The sequence below is a fragment of the Desulfobulbus propionicus DSM 2032 genome, from assembly GCF_000186885.1.
In the GTDB taxonomy this organism is placed as follows: domain Bacteria; phylum Desulfobacterota; class Desulfobulbia; order Desulfobulbales; family Desulfobulbaceae; genus Desulfobulbus; species Desulfobulbus propionicus.
Genome location: NC_014972.1, coordinates 3,494,463 through 3,510,383 on the forward strand (window position 1 = coordinate 3,494,463; position 15,921 = coordinate 3,510,383).

Sequence of the window (15,921 nt, forward strand, 5' to 3'; positions counted from 1 at the left end):
AAACAAACTCCCGGTTTGACAGCAAAGTTGCAGGCAAACCTATTCAACAAACGACGATCTGTCAATGCCTAGTCGGCCCGGCGGAACGCTTCCCCACTTGGCCGTGAGCAAGCGTTGTTGCCCACCGTAAGGGCAGGATTCAGCTCAGGCGCGTTTTGAACTCCTCGTAACCGAAGCGGCGCACCAGCACGAGTTCGTCGTCGTCCGGCCGGTAGCGCATGATCGAGGGCAACTGCACGCCGTTGAAGGTATTGGTTTTGACCATGGTGTAGATGGCCATGTCGGTGAACACCAGCCGGTCGCCGGGGGCAAGCTCCGCATCGAAGGAGTATTCGCCGGCCACGTCGCCGGCCAGGCAGGAGAGCCCGCCGATCCGGCAGGTCCAGGCTTTTTCTCCCGCTTCGCCCGAGCCGACGATGTGCGGCCGGTAGGGCATTTCCAGCACATCGGGCATGTGGGCAGGCACCGAGGCATCGATGATGGCGATCGGCATATCGGCGTTCACCACGTCGAGCACCGTGGCCACCAGGTAACCAGCGTTGAGAGCCACCGCCTCGCCGGGTTCGAGATAGACCTGTACCCCCCAACGGTCCTGGAAGCGGCCCACAATATCGATCAGCAAATCGAGCTGATAGCCGGGACGGGTGATGTGGTGGCCGCCGCCGAAGTTGATGTAGGCCATCTGCGGGATCACCTCGGCAAAGTTCCGTTCCACTGCGGCCACGGTCCGCTGCAAACAGTCGGCGTCCTGCTCGCAGAGGTTGTGCCAGTGCAGGCCGCTGATGCCGTCGAGCAGATCGGCGCGGAAATCTTTCCTGCGGATGCCCAGCCGCGAGCCCGGCGCACACGGGTCATAGATGGGGGTGGCTCCTTCGGAATGCTCGGGATTGACGCGCAGGCCGAACTTCAGCTCCCGACCTGTCCGCTTAGCTGTGGTTTCAGCCAGACTGCGGAACCGCTGCCACTGGCCAAAGGAATTGAACACCAAATGATCACTGGTCACGGCCAACTGCTCGATATCGTGTTCGGAGTAGGCGGCGGCAAAGCTGTGCACCTCGCGGCCGAACTCCTCGCGGCCGAGCCGGGCCTCGTGCGGCGAGCTGCAGCAGACCCCATCCAGCACCTGCCGGAGCAGCGGAAAGACGCTGAACATGGCAAAGCATTTCAGAGCCAGGAGGATCTTGCAACCGGTGGCCTGCTTGACCTGGGCAAGGAGAGCGAGGTTGTCGGCCAGCAACCCCTCGTCGACCACGAAGGCCGGAGTCACCACTCGCGCCGGATCGAAGCGGCAACCGTATCGGCCGTGAAAGCGGGCTTCGTTCACAGCTCGACCACGGTCCAGGGCAGGCCGTATGTGTTCAAATCCGCCATGAAGGGATCGGGATCAAACTCCTCCATGTTCCACACGCCGGGCTGCTTCCACAACCCCTGCAACATCATCTTGGCGCCGATCATCGCCGGCACGCCGGTGGTGTAGCTGATCGCCTGGGAGCCGACCTCACGGAACGCTTCCTCGTGACTGCAAATATTGTAGATGTAGAGCTGCTTCTCCTTGCCGTCCTTGATGCCCCGCAGCACACAGCCGATGCAGGTGCGGCCCTTGGTCAAGGGGCCGAGCGAAGCCGGTTCCGGCAGCACCGCCTTGAGGAACTGGATGGGTGCGATCTCCGTGCCCTGGTATTTGATCGGGTCGATGCGGGTCATGCCCACGTTTTCCAGCACGCGCAGGTGGGTGAGGTACTGCTCGGAGAAGGTCATCCAGAAACGGGCCCGTTTCAGCCCACGGATGTTGCGCACCAGGGATTCGAGTTCCTCGTGGTACATCAGGTAGCATTTTTTCGGGCCAATGCCCTCGGGGAAGTCGTAGCTCATCGACCAGGAGAGCGGGTCGGTCTCCACCCATTCGCCGTGCTCCCAATACCGGCCGCGCTGGGTGATTTCGCGGATGTTGATCTCCGGGTTGAAGTTGGTGGCAAAGGCCTGGCCATGGTCGCCGGCGTTGCAGTCGATGATGTCCAGGGTGTGGATCTCGTCGAAATGATGTTTCTGTGCCCAGGCGCAGTAGACGTTGGTGACCCCGGGGTCGAATCCGGAACCGAGCAGGGCCATGATGCCCGCCTTCTCGAACCGTTCCCGATAAGCCCACTGCCATTTGTACTCGAACTTGGCCACATCCGGCGGCTCGTAGTTGGCGGTGTCGAGGTAGTCGACCCCGGTTTCCAGGCAGGCATCCATCAGCGGCAGGTCCTGGTAGGGCAGGGCAACATTGAGCAGCAGATCGGGCTTGAGCCGCTTGATCAGGGCCACGGTTTCGGCGACGTTGTCGGCATCGACCTGCTCCACCGCCACCTGCACACCGGTGCGCGCCTTGACCGATTGGGCGATGGCCTCGCACTTGGCCACCGTCCGGCTGGCCAGGGTGATGCGGGTGAACACTTCGGGAATCTGGGCGCATTTATGAACAACAACACTGCCGACACCGCCGGCGCCGATGATAAGAACGTGGGACATGGGGAGCCTCCTTCAAACGTGTTAAAACTGGCAGAAAATCGGTTAATTGCCCATTGGAGCAAGCAGGACGTGAACAGGTTTCCCCCCGTGCGGCCGGACTGACGCCGGAACCGTGGAATGGGCCGCGATTGCTCAGCTCCGCCAGTCCATACCGATGTCGCAGGCGCGGGCACTGTGGGTGAGTGCCCCGACCGAGATGATATCCACCCCGGTCTCGGCGATACCGCGCACGGTGTCCAGGTTGACCCCGCCCGAGGCCTCGATGATCGCCCGACCGTCGATCAGGTTCACCGCCTGGCGCATGGTGGCCAGATCCATGTTGTCGAGCATGATCACCCCCACGCCGCAGGCCAGACACTCCTCCACCTGGGCGAGCGTATCGGTCTCGACCTCGACGTTGATGGTGTGCGGCACTCGGGCCCGCACCCGGCGCACCGCCTCGGTGATCGAGCCGCAGGCCGCGATGTGGTTGTCCTTGATGAGCACGCCGTCGCTGAGGCTGTAGCGGTGGTTGCGGCCGCCGCTGGCCCGCACCGCGTACTTTTCCAACAACCGCAGACCGGGCGTGGTCTTGCGGGTATCGACGATGGTGGCCTTGGTGTGCCTGACCGCGTCAACAAAGGCCGTGGTCAGGGTGGCGATGCCGCACAACCGTTGCACCAGGTTGAGCGCCACCCGCTCGCCCCGCAACAGGGCACGGGTGGCGCCGCTGATGGCGAGCAACGCCGTGCCGGTCTCGACCCGGGTGCCGTCGGCCACGGCATCGGTGCAGACCACGCTTGGATCGAGCAGACGAAAGACCCGCGCGGCCACGGTTTCCATGCCGACCACGGTCATGGGGTGGCGGGCGATGAAATAAGCCTGGGCCTGGTCTTCGGGGCTGAAAATGGCCTCGGTGGTGATATCGCTGTGTTCCAGATCTTCGGCGAGCAGGTTCCGCAGCAGGGGATCGAGCAAAAAGGTATCCATATCAGCGCAGTTTGTTCAGGCGTTCGGTGGATTCGATGGTCTTGGCCAAGCGGGCGCGGATCTCGGCCTCCTTGTCCCGCTCCTTGGCCACCACCGCCTCGGGGGCGTTGCTCATGAACTTGTCGTTCCCGAGCTTGGCGACGATTCGCTCCAGCTCCTTTTCCAGCTTACCCCTCTCCCTGGCCAGCTTGTCTAGTTCGCCGACCACATCGATCAACCCCTTGAGCGGCACCACCAGTTCGACATCCTGCACCAGAGCGTGACCGGCATCGTCGGGCACCGTGGCTTCGGTGACGATGGTCAGCGCGCTGGCCCGGACCATGGCCTGGATGCCAGGGGCAAAGTCGGTGAGCAGCTGACGCTTGGCCGCATCCGGACAAATGAGCTGGGCCTCGATCTTGGCGCTGGGGTGGACCTCGGCCTCGGTACGGATGGTGCGCAGACCGGAGATCACTCCCATGAGCAGGTTCATCGCTGTCTCGGCCTCCGCATCCTCCCAGGCGGGATTGACCTCGGGGAAGGGTTCGAGCATGATGGTGCGCCGCTCGCCGGGCAGCTGGCTCCAGATCTCCTCGGTGACAAAGGGGCAGATGGGGTGCATCAGCTTGAGCACCTGCTCCAGCACGGTGAGCAGCACCGCCTTGGCCTGATCGCGGGCGGTGGCATCATCGCTGAACAGGTCGGCCTTGATCCACTCCAGGTACCAGTCGCAGAACTCGTGCCAGACGAACTGGTAGGAGGCCGAGGCCACTTCGTTGAAGTTGTAGCCGTCGAGCGCCGCCCGCACCTCGGCAATGGTTCCATTGATGCGGCTGAGAATCCAGCGGTGCGCCAAGGCGAGCTTCTCTGGATCGGCGGCCAGCGCCGTGATCGCCGGGTCGGCCTCCTTGAGGTGCATCTGGGCGAAGCGGGCCGCGTTCCACAGCTTGTTGATAAATCTGCGGTAGCCGTCGATGCGCTCCTCGTCCATGCGGATCTCGCGGCCCTGGGCGGCAAAGGCGGTAAGGGTGAAGCGGAAGGCGTCGGTGCCGTACTGCCCAATCATCACCAGCGGATCGATGACGTTGCCGGTGGACTTGGACATCTTCTTGCCGAACTTGTCGCGCACCAGGGCGTGGAGATAGACGTCGTGGAACGGGACCTCGTCCATGAAGTGCAACCCCATCATCATCATCCGCGCCACCCAGAAAAAGAGGATGTCAAAGCTGGTGATCAGCACCGAGGTAGGATAGAACGTGGCCAGTTCCTTGGTGTTTTCCGGCCAACCCAGGGTGGAGAAGGGCCACAGGGCCGAGCTGAACCAGGTATCGAGCACATCGTTTTCCTGGTGCAGCGTGGTCGAGCCGCAGAAGGGGCAGGCGTCCGGGGCGCTGACCTCGACCACCAACTGGCCGCAGCCCTCGCAGGTCCAGGCCGGAATGCGGTGGCCCCACCAGATCTGGCGGCTGATGCACCAGTCGCGGATGTTCTCCATCCAGGCGTAGAAGGTGCGGTACCAGGTATTGGGATACAGCTTGATCCGCCCTTCCTGAACCGCGGCCACCGCCTTGTCGGCCAAGGGCCGGACACTGACGAACCACTGCTTGGAAGTGGTGGGCTCGACCACCGTGCTGCAACGGTAACATTTGCCCACCGCGTGCTGGTAGTCCTCGATCTTGTCGAGAAAGCCCTGCTCCTGCAGGTCGGCCACGATCTGCTTGCGGCAGGCGAACCGGTCCAGACCCGCGTAGCTGCCGGCCTCGCTGTTCATCACTCCGTGATCATCCATCACCTTCAGCCGGGGCAGATCGTGGCGCAGGCCGATCTCGTAGTCGTCGCGGTCATGCGCCGGGGTGACCTTGAGGGCGCCGGTGCCGAATTCGCGCTGCACGTGGTGATCGAACACCACCGGGATGGTGCGGCCGGTGAGCGGCAGGCTGATGCCGATGGTTTTCAGGTGCTGGTAGCGCTCGTCCTCGGGATGGACCGCCACCGCCGTATCGCCGAGCATGGTCTCGGGCCGGGTGGTGGCCACCACCACATGGCCACTGCCGTCGGCATACGGATAACGGATGTGGTAGAGTTTACCGTCGGTGGGGTCATGCTCGACCTCGTCGTCGGCGAGCGCCGTGTGGCAGCGCGGGCACCAGTTGACGATGTAATCGCCCTTGTAGATCAGCCCCTCCTTGTAGAGGCGAACAAAGACCTCGCGCACCGCCTTGGACAAGCCTTCGTCCATGGTGAACCGCTCCCGGTCCCAATCGCAGGAGGCGCCCATGCGTTTGAGCTGGTTGATGATCGTCCCGCCCTTCTCCTCTTTCCAGGCCCAGACCCGCTCGATGAACCGCTCCCGGCCGAGATCGTGGCGGCTCAGTTGTTCGCTGGCCAACTGGCGCTCGACCACGTTCTGGGTGGCGATGCCCGCGTGATCGGTTCCCGGTACCCACAGGGTATTGTCGCCCTTCATCCGGTGATAGCGCACCAGGAGATCCTGGAGGGTATTGTTGAGGGCGTGGCCGATGTGAAGCACGCCGGTGACGTTGGGCGGCGGAATGACGATGGAGAACGACGGCCGCCCCTCCTCCATGCGGGCGCTGAAGGTTTTTTCCTCCAGCCAGTGGGTGTACCAGCGCTGTTCGACCTCGCTGAACTCGTAGGCCTTGGGCAGATCGTATTTGTCGGGATTGTTCAAGTTTGTCGCTTGCATGGGCAATGGTTGATCATGCCGCCGGGGGCGGCGGGTTGACAAGAGGCTCCCACGCCCTCCTAGAGTACGCTCCAGGGTTTGGGCATGAAAATCTGGGAATACAGGGTCAGGGCATAACGGTCGGTCATGCCGGCGATAAAGTCGCACACCTGGCGGTGCCGTTTTTGCTCCTCCTCCACCGACTGCACGGGATTGCGCAGGCGGCAACAGGAGCCGATGCCGTCTTCGGGGAATTCGTGCTCCAGGAAGAACGCATACAGGTCGCGGATGATTCGCTGCGCCTTCTCGAACTCGTTGTGTACCCGGCAGTTACGATAGACGTTGTCGTAGAGAAAGGCGCGCAGTTCGGTGATGGTATCGTTCATCCGCTCGCTCAGGTGCAACCGGCCGTCGTGGCGGGCCAGGGTGGTGGCGACCAGATCACCGACCATGGCATCGATCCGCTGCGAGGAACGGTCGCCGAGCACGGCACGCAGATGCTTGGGCAGATCGTCGTTATGCAGCATGTCGGCGCGCAGAGCGTCATCCATGTCGTGGTTGACGTAGGCCATGATGTCCGCCACCCGTACCAGCTGTCCTTCCAGGGTGGCGGCCAGCTCGGTGGTGTCGTCGGGCAGGATCTCGCCGTAGCCCTTGGAGTGTTTGAGAATGCCGTTGCGCACCTCCCAGGTGAGATTGAGGCCGCAGCCACCGTTTTCGAGAAAATCAACGATACGCAGGCTCTGGCGGTAATGCTTGAAGCCCTTGGGATGGAGCAGGTTGAGGCTGAATTCGCCGGCATGGCCAAAGGGCGTGTGGCCGAGATCGTGGCCCAGGGCAATGGCCTCGGTCAGATACTCGTTGAGCCGCAGGCAAACCGCCATGGTGCGGGCGATCTGCGAGACCTCGAGCACATGGGTGAGGCGGGTGCGATAGTGGTCGCCGGCCGGGGCGAGAAAAACCTGGGTTTTGTGCTTCAGCCGACGAAAGGTCTTGGAATGAATGATCCGATCGCGATCCCTTTGAAAGGCGGTGCGCAGATGACAGGGCGCCTCGTCGCCGAACAGCCGTCCCCTGGAGCGGCTGCTCAGGCAGGCAAAGGGAGACAGGGTGTGCCGTTCCTGTTCCTCAAGCTGCTCCCGGATGGTGCATTCCCTGGTCATGAGCGCTCACCTCAGGGCTGCCACAGGAGGTAGGCCTTGATAAAGGGATCGAGCCGCCCATCGAGGACCGCGTCCACGTTGCCCTCCTCGGTGTTGGTGCGGTGATCCTTGATCAGCCGGTAGGGCTGCAACACATAGGAGCGGATCTGGCTGCCCCAGGCGATCTCCTTTTTGTCGCCCTGGATATTTTCCTGGGTGCGTTGCTGCTCCTCCTTTTCCCGCTCGTAGAGCCTTGCCATGAGCATCTTCATGGCCGTGGCCTTGTTGCTGTGCTGGCTGCGCTCGTTCTGGCACTGGACCACGATGCCGGTGGGAAAATGGGTGATGCGGATGGCCGAATCGGTCTTGTTGACGTGCTGACCACCCGAACCGCTGGCCCGGTAGGTGTCGATGCGGATGTCCTTGTCGTTGATCTCGATCTCGACATCGTCATCCAATTCGGGCATGACCATCACCGAGGCGAACGAGGTGTGCCGCCGGCCGCTGGCATCGAAGGGCGAAATGCGGACCAGCCGATGAATGCCGACCTCGGAGCGGAGATAGCCGTAGGCGTATTTGCCCTTGACCATGATGGTGACGCTCTTGGTGCCGGCCTCGTCGCCGGGCAGCAGATCGAGGATGTCGGCCTTGAACCCCTTGGACTCCGCCCAGCGCAGGTACATGCGCAGGAGGATACCGACCCAGTCCTGGGCCTCGGTGCCGCCGGCCCCGGCATGGATGGTGAGGATGGCGTTGTTGGCGTCGTGCTCGCCGGAAAACATGCACTCCAGCTCCACCAGCTCGACGCGGCGGCGAAGGTCGTCCAGACCGGAAACCACCTCCTGGTAGGTGTCCTGGTCGTTCTCTTCCCGGGCCATGTCGAGCAGCATTTCGGCGTCCTCGAGATCGCCGAAATTCTTCTCCCACACCCCGATCAGATCCTGCAGCTGTCCCAACTGGCGCTGCACCCGCTTGGCCTCGCTCTGGTTGTCCCAGAAGTTGGGGCTGACCGTCTGCCGCTCCAGCAGTTCGACTTGTTCACGCTTGCCGTCTAAGTCAAAGATGCTCCTTGAGCACGAGCATTTTGCCCTTGAGGCTGTCGAGCAACTGTTTGGATTCCGCTGATTCGGTGATATCGGCCATGGTGCACCTCATTGAAAAAACAAAAAAGAGACGAGCACGCCGAAAGCGTCTCGCCCATGATGATACCAACAGCCTGCGTGATCGCTTTATTCCGACCGGTCAAGCTGTCTCTTTTGAAAAGGTTCTATACTAAACAGAAACAGCGCAAGTCTCAAGGAAGAAAGCCGGAATAGCGGTGAAAAACCGGCGATTCCAGCGAACGGGGTCGACCGCGCCACGCTTGCCGTTCCCTCACTCCACACGGCGGAGCCGATGGAGCAGCATCAGGGGCAGAAAGAGGGCGCACGCCGCGCCGAAACGATGACCGCCGCGGTTGAACACCGTGGCCAGGTCGAGCATCGGCGCCGACTCGCTCAGCGCTGCCTCGGTGAAGATGTCGCTCTGCGCGACGATCCGTCCCGTGGGATCGACAAAACCGCTGATCCCGGTATTGGCGGCCCGGATCAGGGTGCGCTTGTTTTCCACCGCCCGCAATACCGCCATGGCCATGGACTGGTGGGGCGCGCTGGAGCGCCCATACCAGGCGTCATTGGTGATGTTGACCAGCAGATTGGCGCCGCGAATGACGCTCTCGTGGGCGATGGCCGGGAAAATTGACTCGTAACAGACCAGCATGCCGAGTTGCAGCGGGCCAAGGCGCAGCGGGCCTCTCTGGTCGCCAGCGGTGAAATCACCGATACTGACCACCAGCGGCTCGAGGAAGGGAAGAAAGCGGCGTAGCGGCACATACTCGCCAAATGGTACCAGATGCTGTTTGGCATATTGACCGCCCAGACGGCCCTCCGGCCCAATGAGGATGGCGCCGTTGTAGTAGCGGACCGATTCGCCAGCGCCGGCTTGCCGCGGCAGCTGGTATAACGGCGCTCCGGTCAGCAGCCAGGTGTTGTTGCTTGTGGCCAGGTCGCTGACCCGTTGCATCAGGGCATCGCGCTGCGGATAGAACGGCAGGGCGGTTTCCGGCCAGACCACCAGCTCGACATCCTGCCCCGCGATGGCTTGGCGGCTCAGCCTGAGATAGGTGTCCACCGTGGCGGCCTTGGTGGCGGGCGACCACTTGATCGCTTGATCGATATTGCCCTGGACCACGGCCACCCGGGCCTGCATCGACCGGGCGGCAATGGCGCCGACCACCTGATAGCGGACCAGGGAATAGCCGCCGATAAACACGAGAAAGCCGACGGCCGCGATCAGCAACCATCGTTCCAAACGGACATTCCACCGTACTCCGCGCCGCTGTCGGTCAATGATTCCAACCATCAGGCCGTTGGCCAGCACCAGGGAAAAGGTCAGCAGATGGTGACCGCCGATATCGGCAGCTTGGATCAACCGGGGTTGGCTGAACAGACCGTAGCCGAGATCCATCCAGGGAAACCCGCTCAGCACCAGGCCTCTGAGAAAGTCAAGCCCCACCCAGAGCACCGGCGCCCCCCAAATCAATGGGGCAACGGAACGCTCGCGATGCCAGGAACGACCGGCGACACGGCTGGTCAACCAACAGAAAATGGCCGGAAAACAGGCCATGTAGGCGGAAAGAAGAAACAGGGCCGGCAGGGTGACCCACAGGGGCAGGCCGCCGTAGCGGCCCAGGACGATCAGAATCCAATAGAGCAGCGCCAGATGGTACACCAAGCCAAACACAAACCCGGCCAGGGCGCTGCGGCCTGGCCGGGCATAGAGGGCGATCAGCAACAGCGGCACCAGGGCGACAAACAGCAGCGGCCACCAGCCAATCCGCCCGGGCATGGCCAGGGCCAGCAGGCCGGCGGAGGCAAGGGCGGCTGAGCCGAGGGTGAGCGGGGCGTCAGGGTTGGGGTGGAATCTCATCGTTGCGGACAATGCGCACACTTTTGATGCGACGGGGATCGGCACCGAGCACCTTGAAGGAAAGGCCGTTCTCCTCGACCACCACACCCGGCGGCGGCACCTTGCCCAAACGATGGATGATGAACCCGCCCACCGATTCATAGGGGCCCTCAGGCAGGTTGAGACGAAAATGGGCCTCCACCTCCTCGATATCGATCTTGGCGTCGACAATCACCGTGCGCTCGTCCACCACCCGCAGCTCGGAGTCTTCGTCGTCATGCTCGTCATCGATCTCGCCGACGATCTCCTCGATCACATCCTCCAGGGTAACCAGCCCGCGCACGCCGCCGAACTCATCGACCACGATCGCCATGTGAATCTTTTTCGATTGAAACTCGCGCAGCAGTTCGGTGATTGGTTTGGATTCCGGGATAAAGGTGGCCGGGTTGAGCACCTCCTTGAGGTCGAACTCGGCGTCATTGCCACGGGCGCAGAGGGACAGCAGGTCCTTGGCGTGAAGGATGCCGACTATCTGGTCCGGATTGTCCTTGTAAATGGGGATGCGGGTGTATCCCTGCTCGTTGATCAACCGGATCAGCTCCGGCATCGAGGAAGTGAGATCGGCGCAAACCATCTCCGCCGAAGGGGTCATGATCTCGGAAGCGATGGTTTCCCGGAAATCGAAGATGGAATTGATCAGCCGTTCCTCGTGCACGGAAATCAACCCCTGCTCCTCGCCCTCCTCCAGCAACTCCTGGATCTCATGCTCCAATTCTTCGGTGGTGTCGGGGGCGGCGCGAAAACCGAGGACGGATTTTAATTTTTCAAAAAACGACTTACCAGGGGGCTCTTCATCCGAAGGCGCCGGACTCGCCGGCGACGGCTCCACAGTTTCCATACAAAAATAGATTCTCCTTCAACGTGAAAAAACAGGTGGTATGAAAGTAGGCCAACAACGGCTAAAGTCAAGGGATATTTCCGCGACTTTTCACCGCATCCCGGGTTCCTTGCCTCTTTGCGTCCTGCGGATCGATTCCGGATATGGTTTTTTCCCTGAGCTTCCTCTTGACGGAGAGGTACGGGTATGCTAAAAGGTGCGCCTGCAATGCGGGTGACCAGCTTGCCCGCACCATGAACATACACTCATGGGCCGTTAGCTCAGTTGGTAGAGCAGTTGACTCTTAATCAATTGGTCCGGAGTTCGAGTCTCCGACGGCCCACCATCATATCAAGCACTTAGCGAACAGTCGCTAGGTGCTTTTTTATTTAGCCCCCATCGGTCTCACCCATGACAGGATGTCGCGGAACAACGCCCTTGCCACGATGGGCCAATGTTTCTGCTTGAATTCTGCGCAAAAAATACGCATAACAATCCGAGATGCGTAGGCAACCCAAAGTTCCCCAAAATCAAAAAGTCCGTTCTTGTAACGAGGTGAGCGACATGACGAAAAAAAGAGTGCTTCTGGTGGCTGTGTTCTGTTCTTTTCTTTTCTTGCCGCACTACACTGCCCAGGCGGCTGCCTCCTTCGCCAAACCCAATTTGGCCGGAACCTGGTTTTTATACATAACCATCAACCAGATGAACAAGGAAACAGGATCGGATCCGACCTCGTATTTTGTACAGAAATCCGCCTGTGTATGGGGCACGGTCTCCGTCAATAAAAGCGGAGTGGTCAACTCGGGAACCACTCTAACTTATTACGATTACGAAGGTGGTTCCTCCTTGTTCACCGTGACGGGTGGTGCGCTGATCATCGCCAAGAACGGCGTGGTTACCGGCGGGATCAATGTCATTGATTCGAGCCATCAGACCGACACGATCACCATCGCGAACAGCAAGATGGAACCCGGCAAGAAGATGATCGCTGGAATCGTCAAGGACGCCGGGCACACCAAAAGCTACGGCATGTTCTCCGCAGTAAAACGATAGGGCCGTCGCCGTCTCTTGAAGATGTGTTGTTGAAACGGCTTTCCACACCACAAAGCCGGTCACCTGAAGGTGACCGGCTTTTTTGTTTTATCCGCCATGGCGCTCCGCTCAGCTCCCATCCCTGCCCGCGACCACACCATGACGAGCATAGGTGTCAACCAGTTTTCTCACCATGCCCCGAAGACCGTAGCGATCGGCAATGATCCGATGTTGGCGTTCCATCCGTTGCGGTTCTCGTCGCGGCAGCTGGGCCAGTTCGTTCAATCCCTGGCAGGCAGCAGGGACGTCATCGTACGCAACCAGACGATAATCCTCGACCAAGTTGAGTGGCTCCTCGGTGGAAGAAATACGACAGGCGAGCACGGGCAGGCCGTTGAGCAGGCTCTGGATCAAGGCCTGGGACACGCCCTCTGCCTCGTAGGAGGAAAAAAAACAAAGGTCAAAGGCGCTGAGAAAACACTCGGGCTGCTCCTGATGGCCGACAAAGAGCACCCGTTCGGTAACGCCCAATTCCTTGGCCAGGGCCTGAAGCCGGTCCAATTGGTCACCGTCGCCGACCAACATGAACCGGTAGTGGTCGGGCATGGCTGCCGCTGTCTTGATGATGAACGCATGCCCTTTGTAGGTACGCAGAAAACCGACATTGCCCACCAGAATATGGTGATCGCCAATGCCATAGGCCTGACGAATAGCGTGCCGGTGCTGGGGTGAAAAACGAAACCGGGTCTCATCGTTGCCGGTTGACAGGACCACGGTCTTGCCCGCCGCGACGCCCTGCCTGGTCAACTGGGCGGCAATGGCCTCGCTGCAGGTGAAAATCACATGGGGAAAAAGAGTATAGCTTACGGCCGAGGAGATCGGCGCCAGGACGTGGCGGGTCCGGATGATCAGCGGCACCCGGCAAAAACGGGCAACAGCCCCGGCCATCCAGGAATCTTCGGAGGAATGCGTGTTGATCACCCTGGGCTTGAGCATGCTGACGATCTGATACAGTTCCCGCCAGGCATTGGGATTGAATTTGGCGAAGGTCGAAACGCCGTATACAGGAATGTCCTCGGCGGCGGCCCGCCGCGCCAGCTCGGCATCGCGGGGAACAATCAGGCCGACGCGGAAACCGAGCCGGCGCATCTCGCGCAGTTCAGTCAGGACCCGGATCTCCTGCCCCCCCCAAACCCGGCTGCTGTCGGTATGAACCACCAATGGACTCTGTGTATTCGGTTGCATGCGCACGTGGTGGCCCCTCTGCCTGTCAAGAATAAACCGGCCGTTGGTGAACGCCGCCACCCTCCTGCCACAAAGGTCGGGACCGGAAAAAATAGGGCAGCGAGCACGCTCCCGCCCCTTGATGCAAATATGGTTGGACAATGCCTCCGCACCGACCGCCGTCGGCAAGGCTCCCACCGGTTGCGCGGAAACGCCCGGCAGCGCGATGACGGCGGATAATGGCTCCGCGTCTACCCTATCCACTTTCTTGCGATCCAACAAGCGTTCTCTCAGCCACTCTCCACGTCCTCTCCCAGGTGGGGTGTTGCCCTCTACGCAAAAACGTCGCCCGCTGCGGCCTTACACGCCATCTCATTGTTGGCAAAAAAGAGAAACGAACGAACGGCATTTTGAATGCCCGGCAAAAAAATGCAATTAACATTTTGAAAACGCGTGCCGATACCATACCATACGGAAGGAATGCGGAGTTCTTTCCGAAAACAAACGGACGACGGATCCCATCGGAGGGGACGTCACAATCAATTCATAGGAGGAAATACATGAAAAAAACGTGGAAACGCAGTGCACTTCTCATGGGGACGGCAATGCTTGGGGCGATCGCCCTGTCTGGGACGAATGTGCAGGCAGGTGACGTGACCATGGACATCAATGTGGAAGTCAACTCAACGCTCACCGAAACTGCGACCAATATGGACTTTGGGACCATCGACCTCAACCCGGCCGGCGATACCGTCACCATCGATGCCACCGCGGGTTCGGCAACCCCGGCAACCACGGGAACATCGGTCATCACCGGCGGCACCAGCGGCACGATCACCGTGGCTTCGCCCAATGCCTTTACCATCACCGTCACCTATCCTGCAACGGCAACCCTCAACGGTTCGGGCACTGCCGCGGGCGAGACCCTGACTGTCAGTGATATCGCCGCGAACTCCGAGGGCGGTAGCGGCACTGTTGCAAAATCGTCAGGCCCCTCCCCAGGCTCGGATGCGGTCATTCACGTTGGCGGGGCAATAGTGTTCCCAGCGGACACGGTCAACGGCCCGTACAGCGGGACCATGACCATCACGCTCAACTATTCATAATGCCCCTTGTGTTTCGGCAAAAAACGGCCAGGGCCCGCTCTTGGCGCGCCCTGGTCACCATGTTGATGGGACCGCCTCTCCTTGCCGCTCCGCCCTTGATGGCCGGAGAGGTGGCCCACTTCACAAGCCTTGATTTCGGGACCATAGATCTCAACCCCGGTGGCGACACCATCGTTATTGCCGCGCAGCATGGCCCCGCTTCGCCCACGGGCAGCCGTTCGGTGGTGGTGGGCGGCAGCAGCGGCCTGATGCAACTGACCTCCACCGAAGCGGAACATGTTGAAATCGTCTATCCGGAATCTGTCCTGTTGAGCTGTGGCGGCCGTTCGCTCAACATCACCAATATCGGCCCCAATTCACAGTATTCTCTTTCAGGAGTCGAGCTGCCCGGAGGGGGGGTGACCCGTTCGGTCAGTATCGGTGGGAGTCTTGCACTGCAGGGTAATGAAACCTCGGGCAGCTGCAGCGGCTCCATGTCCATCCAACTCAATTTCTTCTAAAGCGGATTGTCCCATGCCCAACATAGTCGCCCCTGTCGGAAAACAGAAATGGTTGCCTCTGGTTGTATCGTTGATTGTCATCGGCCTTGTGCTGGTCGGTGCACGTTCCGCCCTGGCCGCGGCGAAAACGCTGATGCTCAATCCCGTTCGGGTCATCTTCACCGATCGCCAGCGTACGGTGGAAGTCCATGTGATGAATCCAACCGAGGAAAGTATCACCTATGCCATTTCAACGGTGACCATGCGCAAGGATGGAAAAGGACAATTGCAGGAAGTCACCGCCGAGAGCGAAAAAGAGCGTTCAATCAGGAGTATGGTTCGGTTTTCGCCCCGCCGGGCAACCATTGAACCCGGCAAGCGGCAGGTCGTCAAATTGATGGTCAACAAACCGGGGGATCTTGCCCCGGGTGAATATCAAACCCGTTTGCGGTTCAGCCCCCAGCCCACGGCAGCGCCAACCACGAATTCCGGTGCTCCGGCCGCGCGCAAAGGCTCGCAATTTAACGTCGAAATTCTGGTTGACTCGACCATTCCCATCATTATCCAGCACGGGGGGATTGCCGCCGAGGTTGCCCCGCTTGCCTTGGCGATCAAGCAATCGGCGGACAGTCCCGCCGGAGTGGCCGCAGAGGTCAAGTTGTCGCGCAGCGGCAATGCCTCGGCGTTTGGCAATGTGTTCCTTCACTACGTGCCGGCCAATGATCCGAAAACCAGTCGTACAATTGGCCAAGCGCAAGGGGTTGCCATCTATCTTCCCGAGGTCGAGAAAAAAATGCTCATTCCCTTGACGGACATATCTCGCCAGGAGCTTTCCTCCGGGTCCATTCGCGTCTCGTTCCTGCCGGGAACGGGTTCCGCCAACCAGCGTGAGAATCTGGGACAAAAGGCGGTCAAGGACTTCCCGCTGCGCTGACGCTCTCCCTTCCCGCCAACGCGCAACCCGGACCAG

Annotated in this window: 13 protein-coding genes and 1 tRNA gene; 5 read left to right on the top strand and 9 right to left on the bottom strand. The window is 60.7% G+C overall.

Annotated elements, in window-relative coordinates; translation table 11 throughout:
* Positions 1-139: 139 nt before the first annotated feature.
* The 8 genes from nspC to DESPR_RS15255 form a co-directional block, all read right to left on the bottom strand.
* The gene (nspC, locus tag DESPR_RS15220; RefSeq protein WP_015725692.1) at positions 140-1,324 is read right to left on the bottom strand and encodes a carboxynorspermidine decarboxylase; all 1,185 of its coding nucleotides are present in this window, start codon (positions 1,322-1,324) and stop codon (positions 140-142) included.
* A complete protein-coding gene (locus DESPR_RS15225) occupies positions 1,321-2,511 on the bottom strand; it encodes a saccharopine dehydrogenase family protein (protein ID WP_015725693.1) in 1,191 nt (396 codons plus the stop codon). Before DESPR_RS15225 ends, nspC begins: the two co-directional genes overlap by 4 nt.
* A gap of 132 nt (positions 2,512-2,643) precedes the next feature.
* Positions 2,644-3,480 (bottom strand): carboxylating nicotinate-nucleotide diphosphorylase, encoded by an 837-nt coding sequence (nadC, locus tag DESPR_RS15230; protein WP_015725694.1) that lies wholly within the window; start codon positions 3,478-3,480, stop codon positions 2,644-2,646.
* A gap of 1 nt (position 3,481) precedes the next feature.
* Positions 3,482-6,166: a valine--tRNA ligase gene (locus DESPR_RS15235; RefSeq protein ID WP_015725695.1), complete on the bottom strand. Its 2,685-nt coding sequence runs from the start codon at positions 6,164-6,166 to the stop codon at positions 3,482-3,484.
* A gap of 59 nt (positions 6,167-6,225) precedes the next feature.
* A complete protein-coding gene (locus DESPR_RS15240; RefSeq protein WP_015725696.1) occupies positions 6,226-7,308 on the bottom strand; it encodes a deoxyguanosinetriphosphate triphosphohydrolase in 1,083 nt (360 codons plus the stop codon).
* An 11-nt stretch (positions 7,309-7,319) separates the two neighbouring features.
* Positions 7,320-8,430 (bottom strand): peptide chain release factor 2 gene (gene prfB / locus DESPR_RS15245; RefSeq protein ID WP_015725697.1). Its coding sequence is split into 2 segments (ribosomal slippage): positions 7,320-8,345 and positions 8,347-8,430, totalling 1,110 coding nucleotides; the frame shifts between segments, so codons are not numbered across the junction.
* Between the two features lie 231 nt (positions 8,431-8,661).
* Positions 8,662-10,254: an apolipoprotein N-acyltransferase gene (lnt, locus tag DESPR_RS15250; RefSeq protein WP_015725698.1), complete on the bottom strand. Its 1,593-nt coding sequence runs from the start codon at positions 10,252-10,254 to the stop codon at positions 8,662-8,664.
* A complete protein-coding gene (locus tag DESPR_RS15255; RefSeq protein ID WP_015725699.1) occupies positions 10,232-11,131 on the bottom strand; it encodes a hemolysin family protein in 900 nt (299 codons plus the stop codon). The genes lnt and DESPR_RS15255 overlap by 23 nt, the downstream gene beginning before the upstream one ends.
* A gap of 249 nt (positions 11,132-11,380) precedes the next feature.
* On the opposite strand from DESPR_RS15255, the gene DESPR_RS15260 reads away from it, so the two are divergent.
* Both DESPR_RS15260 and DESPR_RS15265 read left to right on the top strand, forming a co-directional pair.
* Positions 11,381-11,456: transfer RNA gene (locus DESPR_RS15260), tRNA-Lys, on the top strand.
* Between the two features lie 218 nt (positions 11,457-11,674).
* Positions 11,675-12,163, top strand: a complete 489-nt coding sequence (locus DESPR_RS15265) for a hypothetical protein (protein WP_015725700.1) — start codon at positions 11,675-11,677, stop codon at positions 12,161-12,163.
* 108 nt (positions 12,164-12,271) lie between these two features.
* On the opposite strand, the gene DESPR_RS15270 is transcribed toward DESPR_RS15265, so the two are convergent.
* Entirely contained in the window at positions 12,272-13,387 is a 1,116-nt protein-coding gene (locus DESPR_RS15270) for a glycosyltransferase (RefSeq protein WP_169701646.1), read from the bottom strand.
* 539 nt (positions 13,388-13,926) lie between these two features.
* On the opposite strand from DESPR_RS15270, the gene DESPR_RS18610 reads away from it, so the two are divergent.
* The 3 genes from DESPR_RS18610 to DESPR_RS15285 all read left to right on the top strand — a co-directional run bounded on the left by DESPR_RS18610 (position 13,927) and on the right by DESPR_RS15285 (position 15,885).
* A complete protein-coding gene (locus DESPR_RS18610; RefSeq protein WP_015725702.1) occupies positions 13,927-14,472 on the top strand; it encodes a DUF4402 domain-containing protein in 546 nt (181 codons plus the stop codon).
* Positions 14,473-14,537: 65 nt separating this feature from the next.
* Positions 14,538-14,972, top strand: a complete 435-nt coding sequence (locus DESPR_RS15280) for a DUF4402 domain-containing protein (RefSeq protein ID WP_169701647.1) — start codon at positions 14,538-14,540, stop codon at positions 14,970-14,972.
* A 13-nt stretch (positions 14,973-14,985) separates the two neighbouring features.
* Positions 14,986-15,885, top strand: coding sequence for a fimbrial biogenesis chaperone (locus DESPR_RS15285; protein ID WP_015725704.1), 900 nt, complete (start codon positions 14,986-14,988; stop codon positions 15,883-15,885).
* The last annotated feature ends 36 nt before the right edge of the window (positions 15,886-15,921 follow it).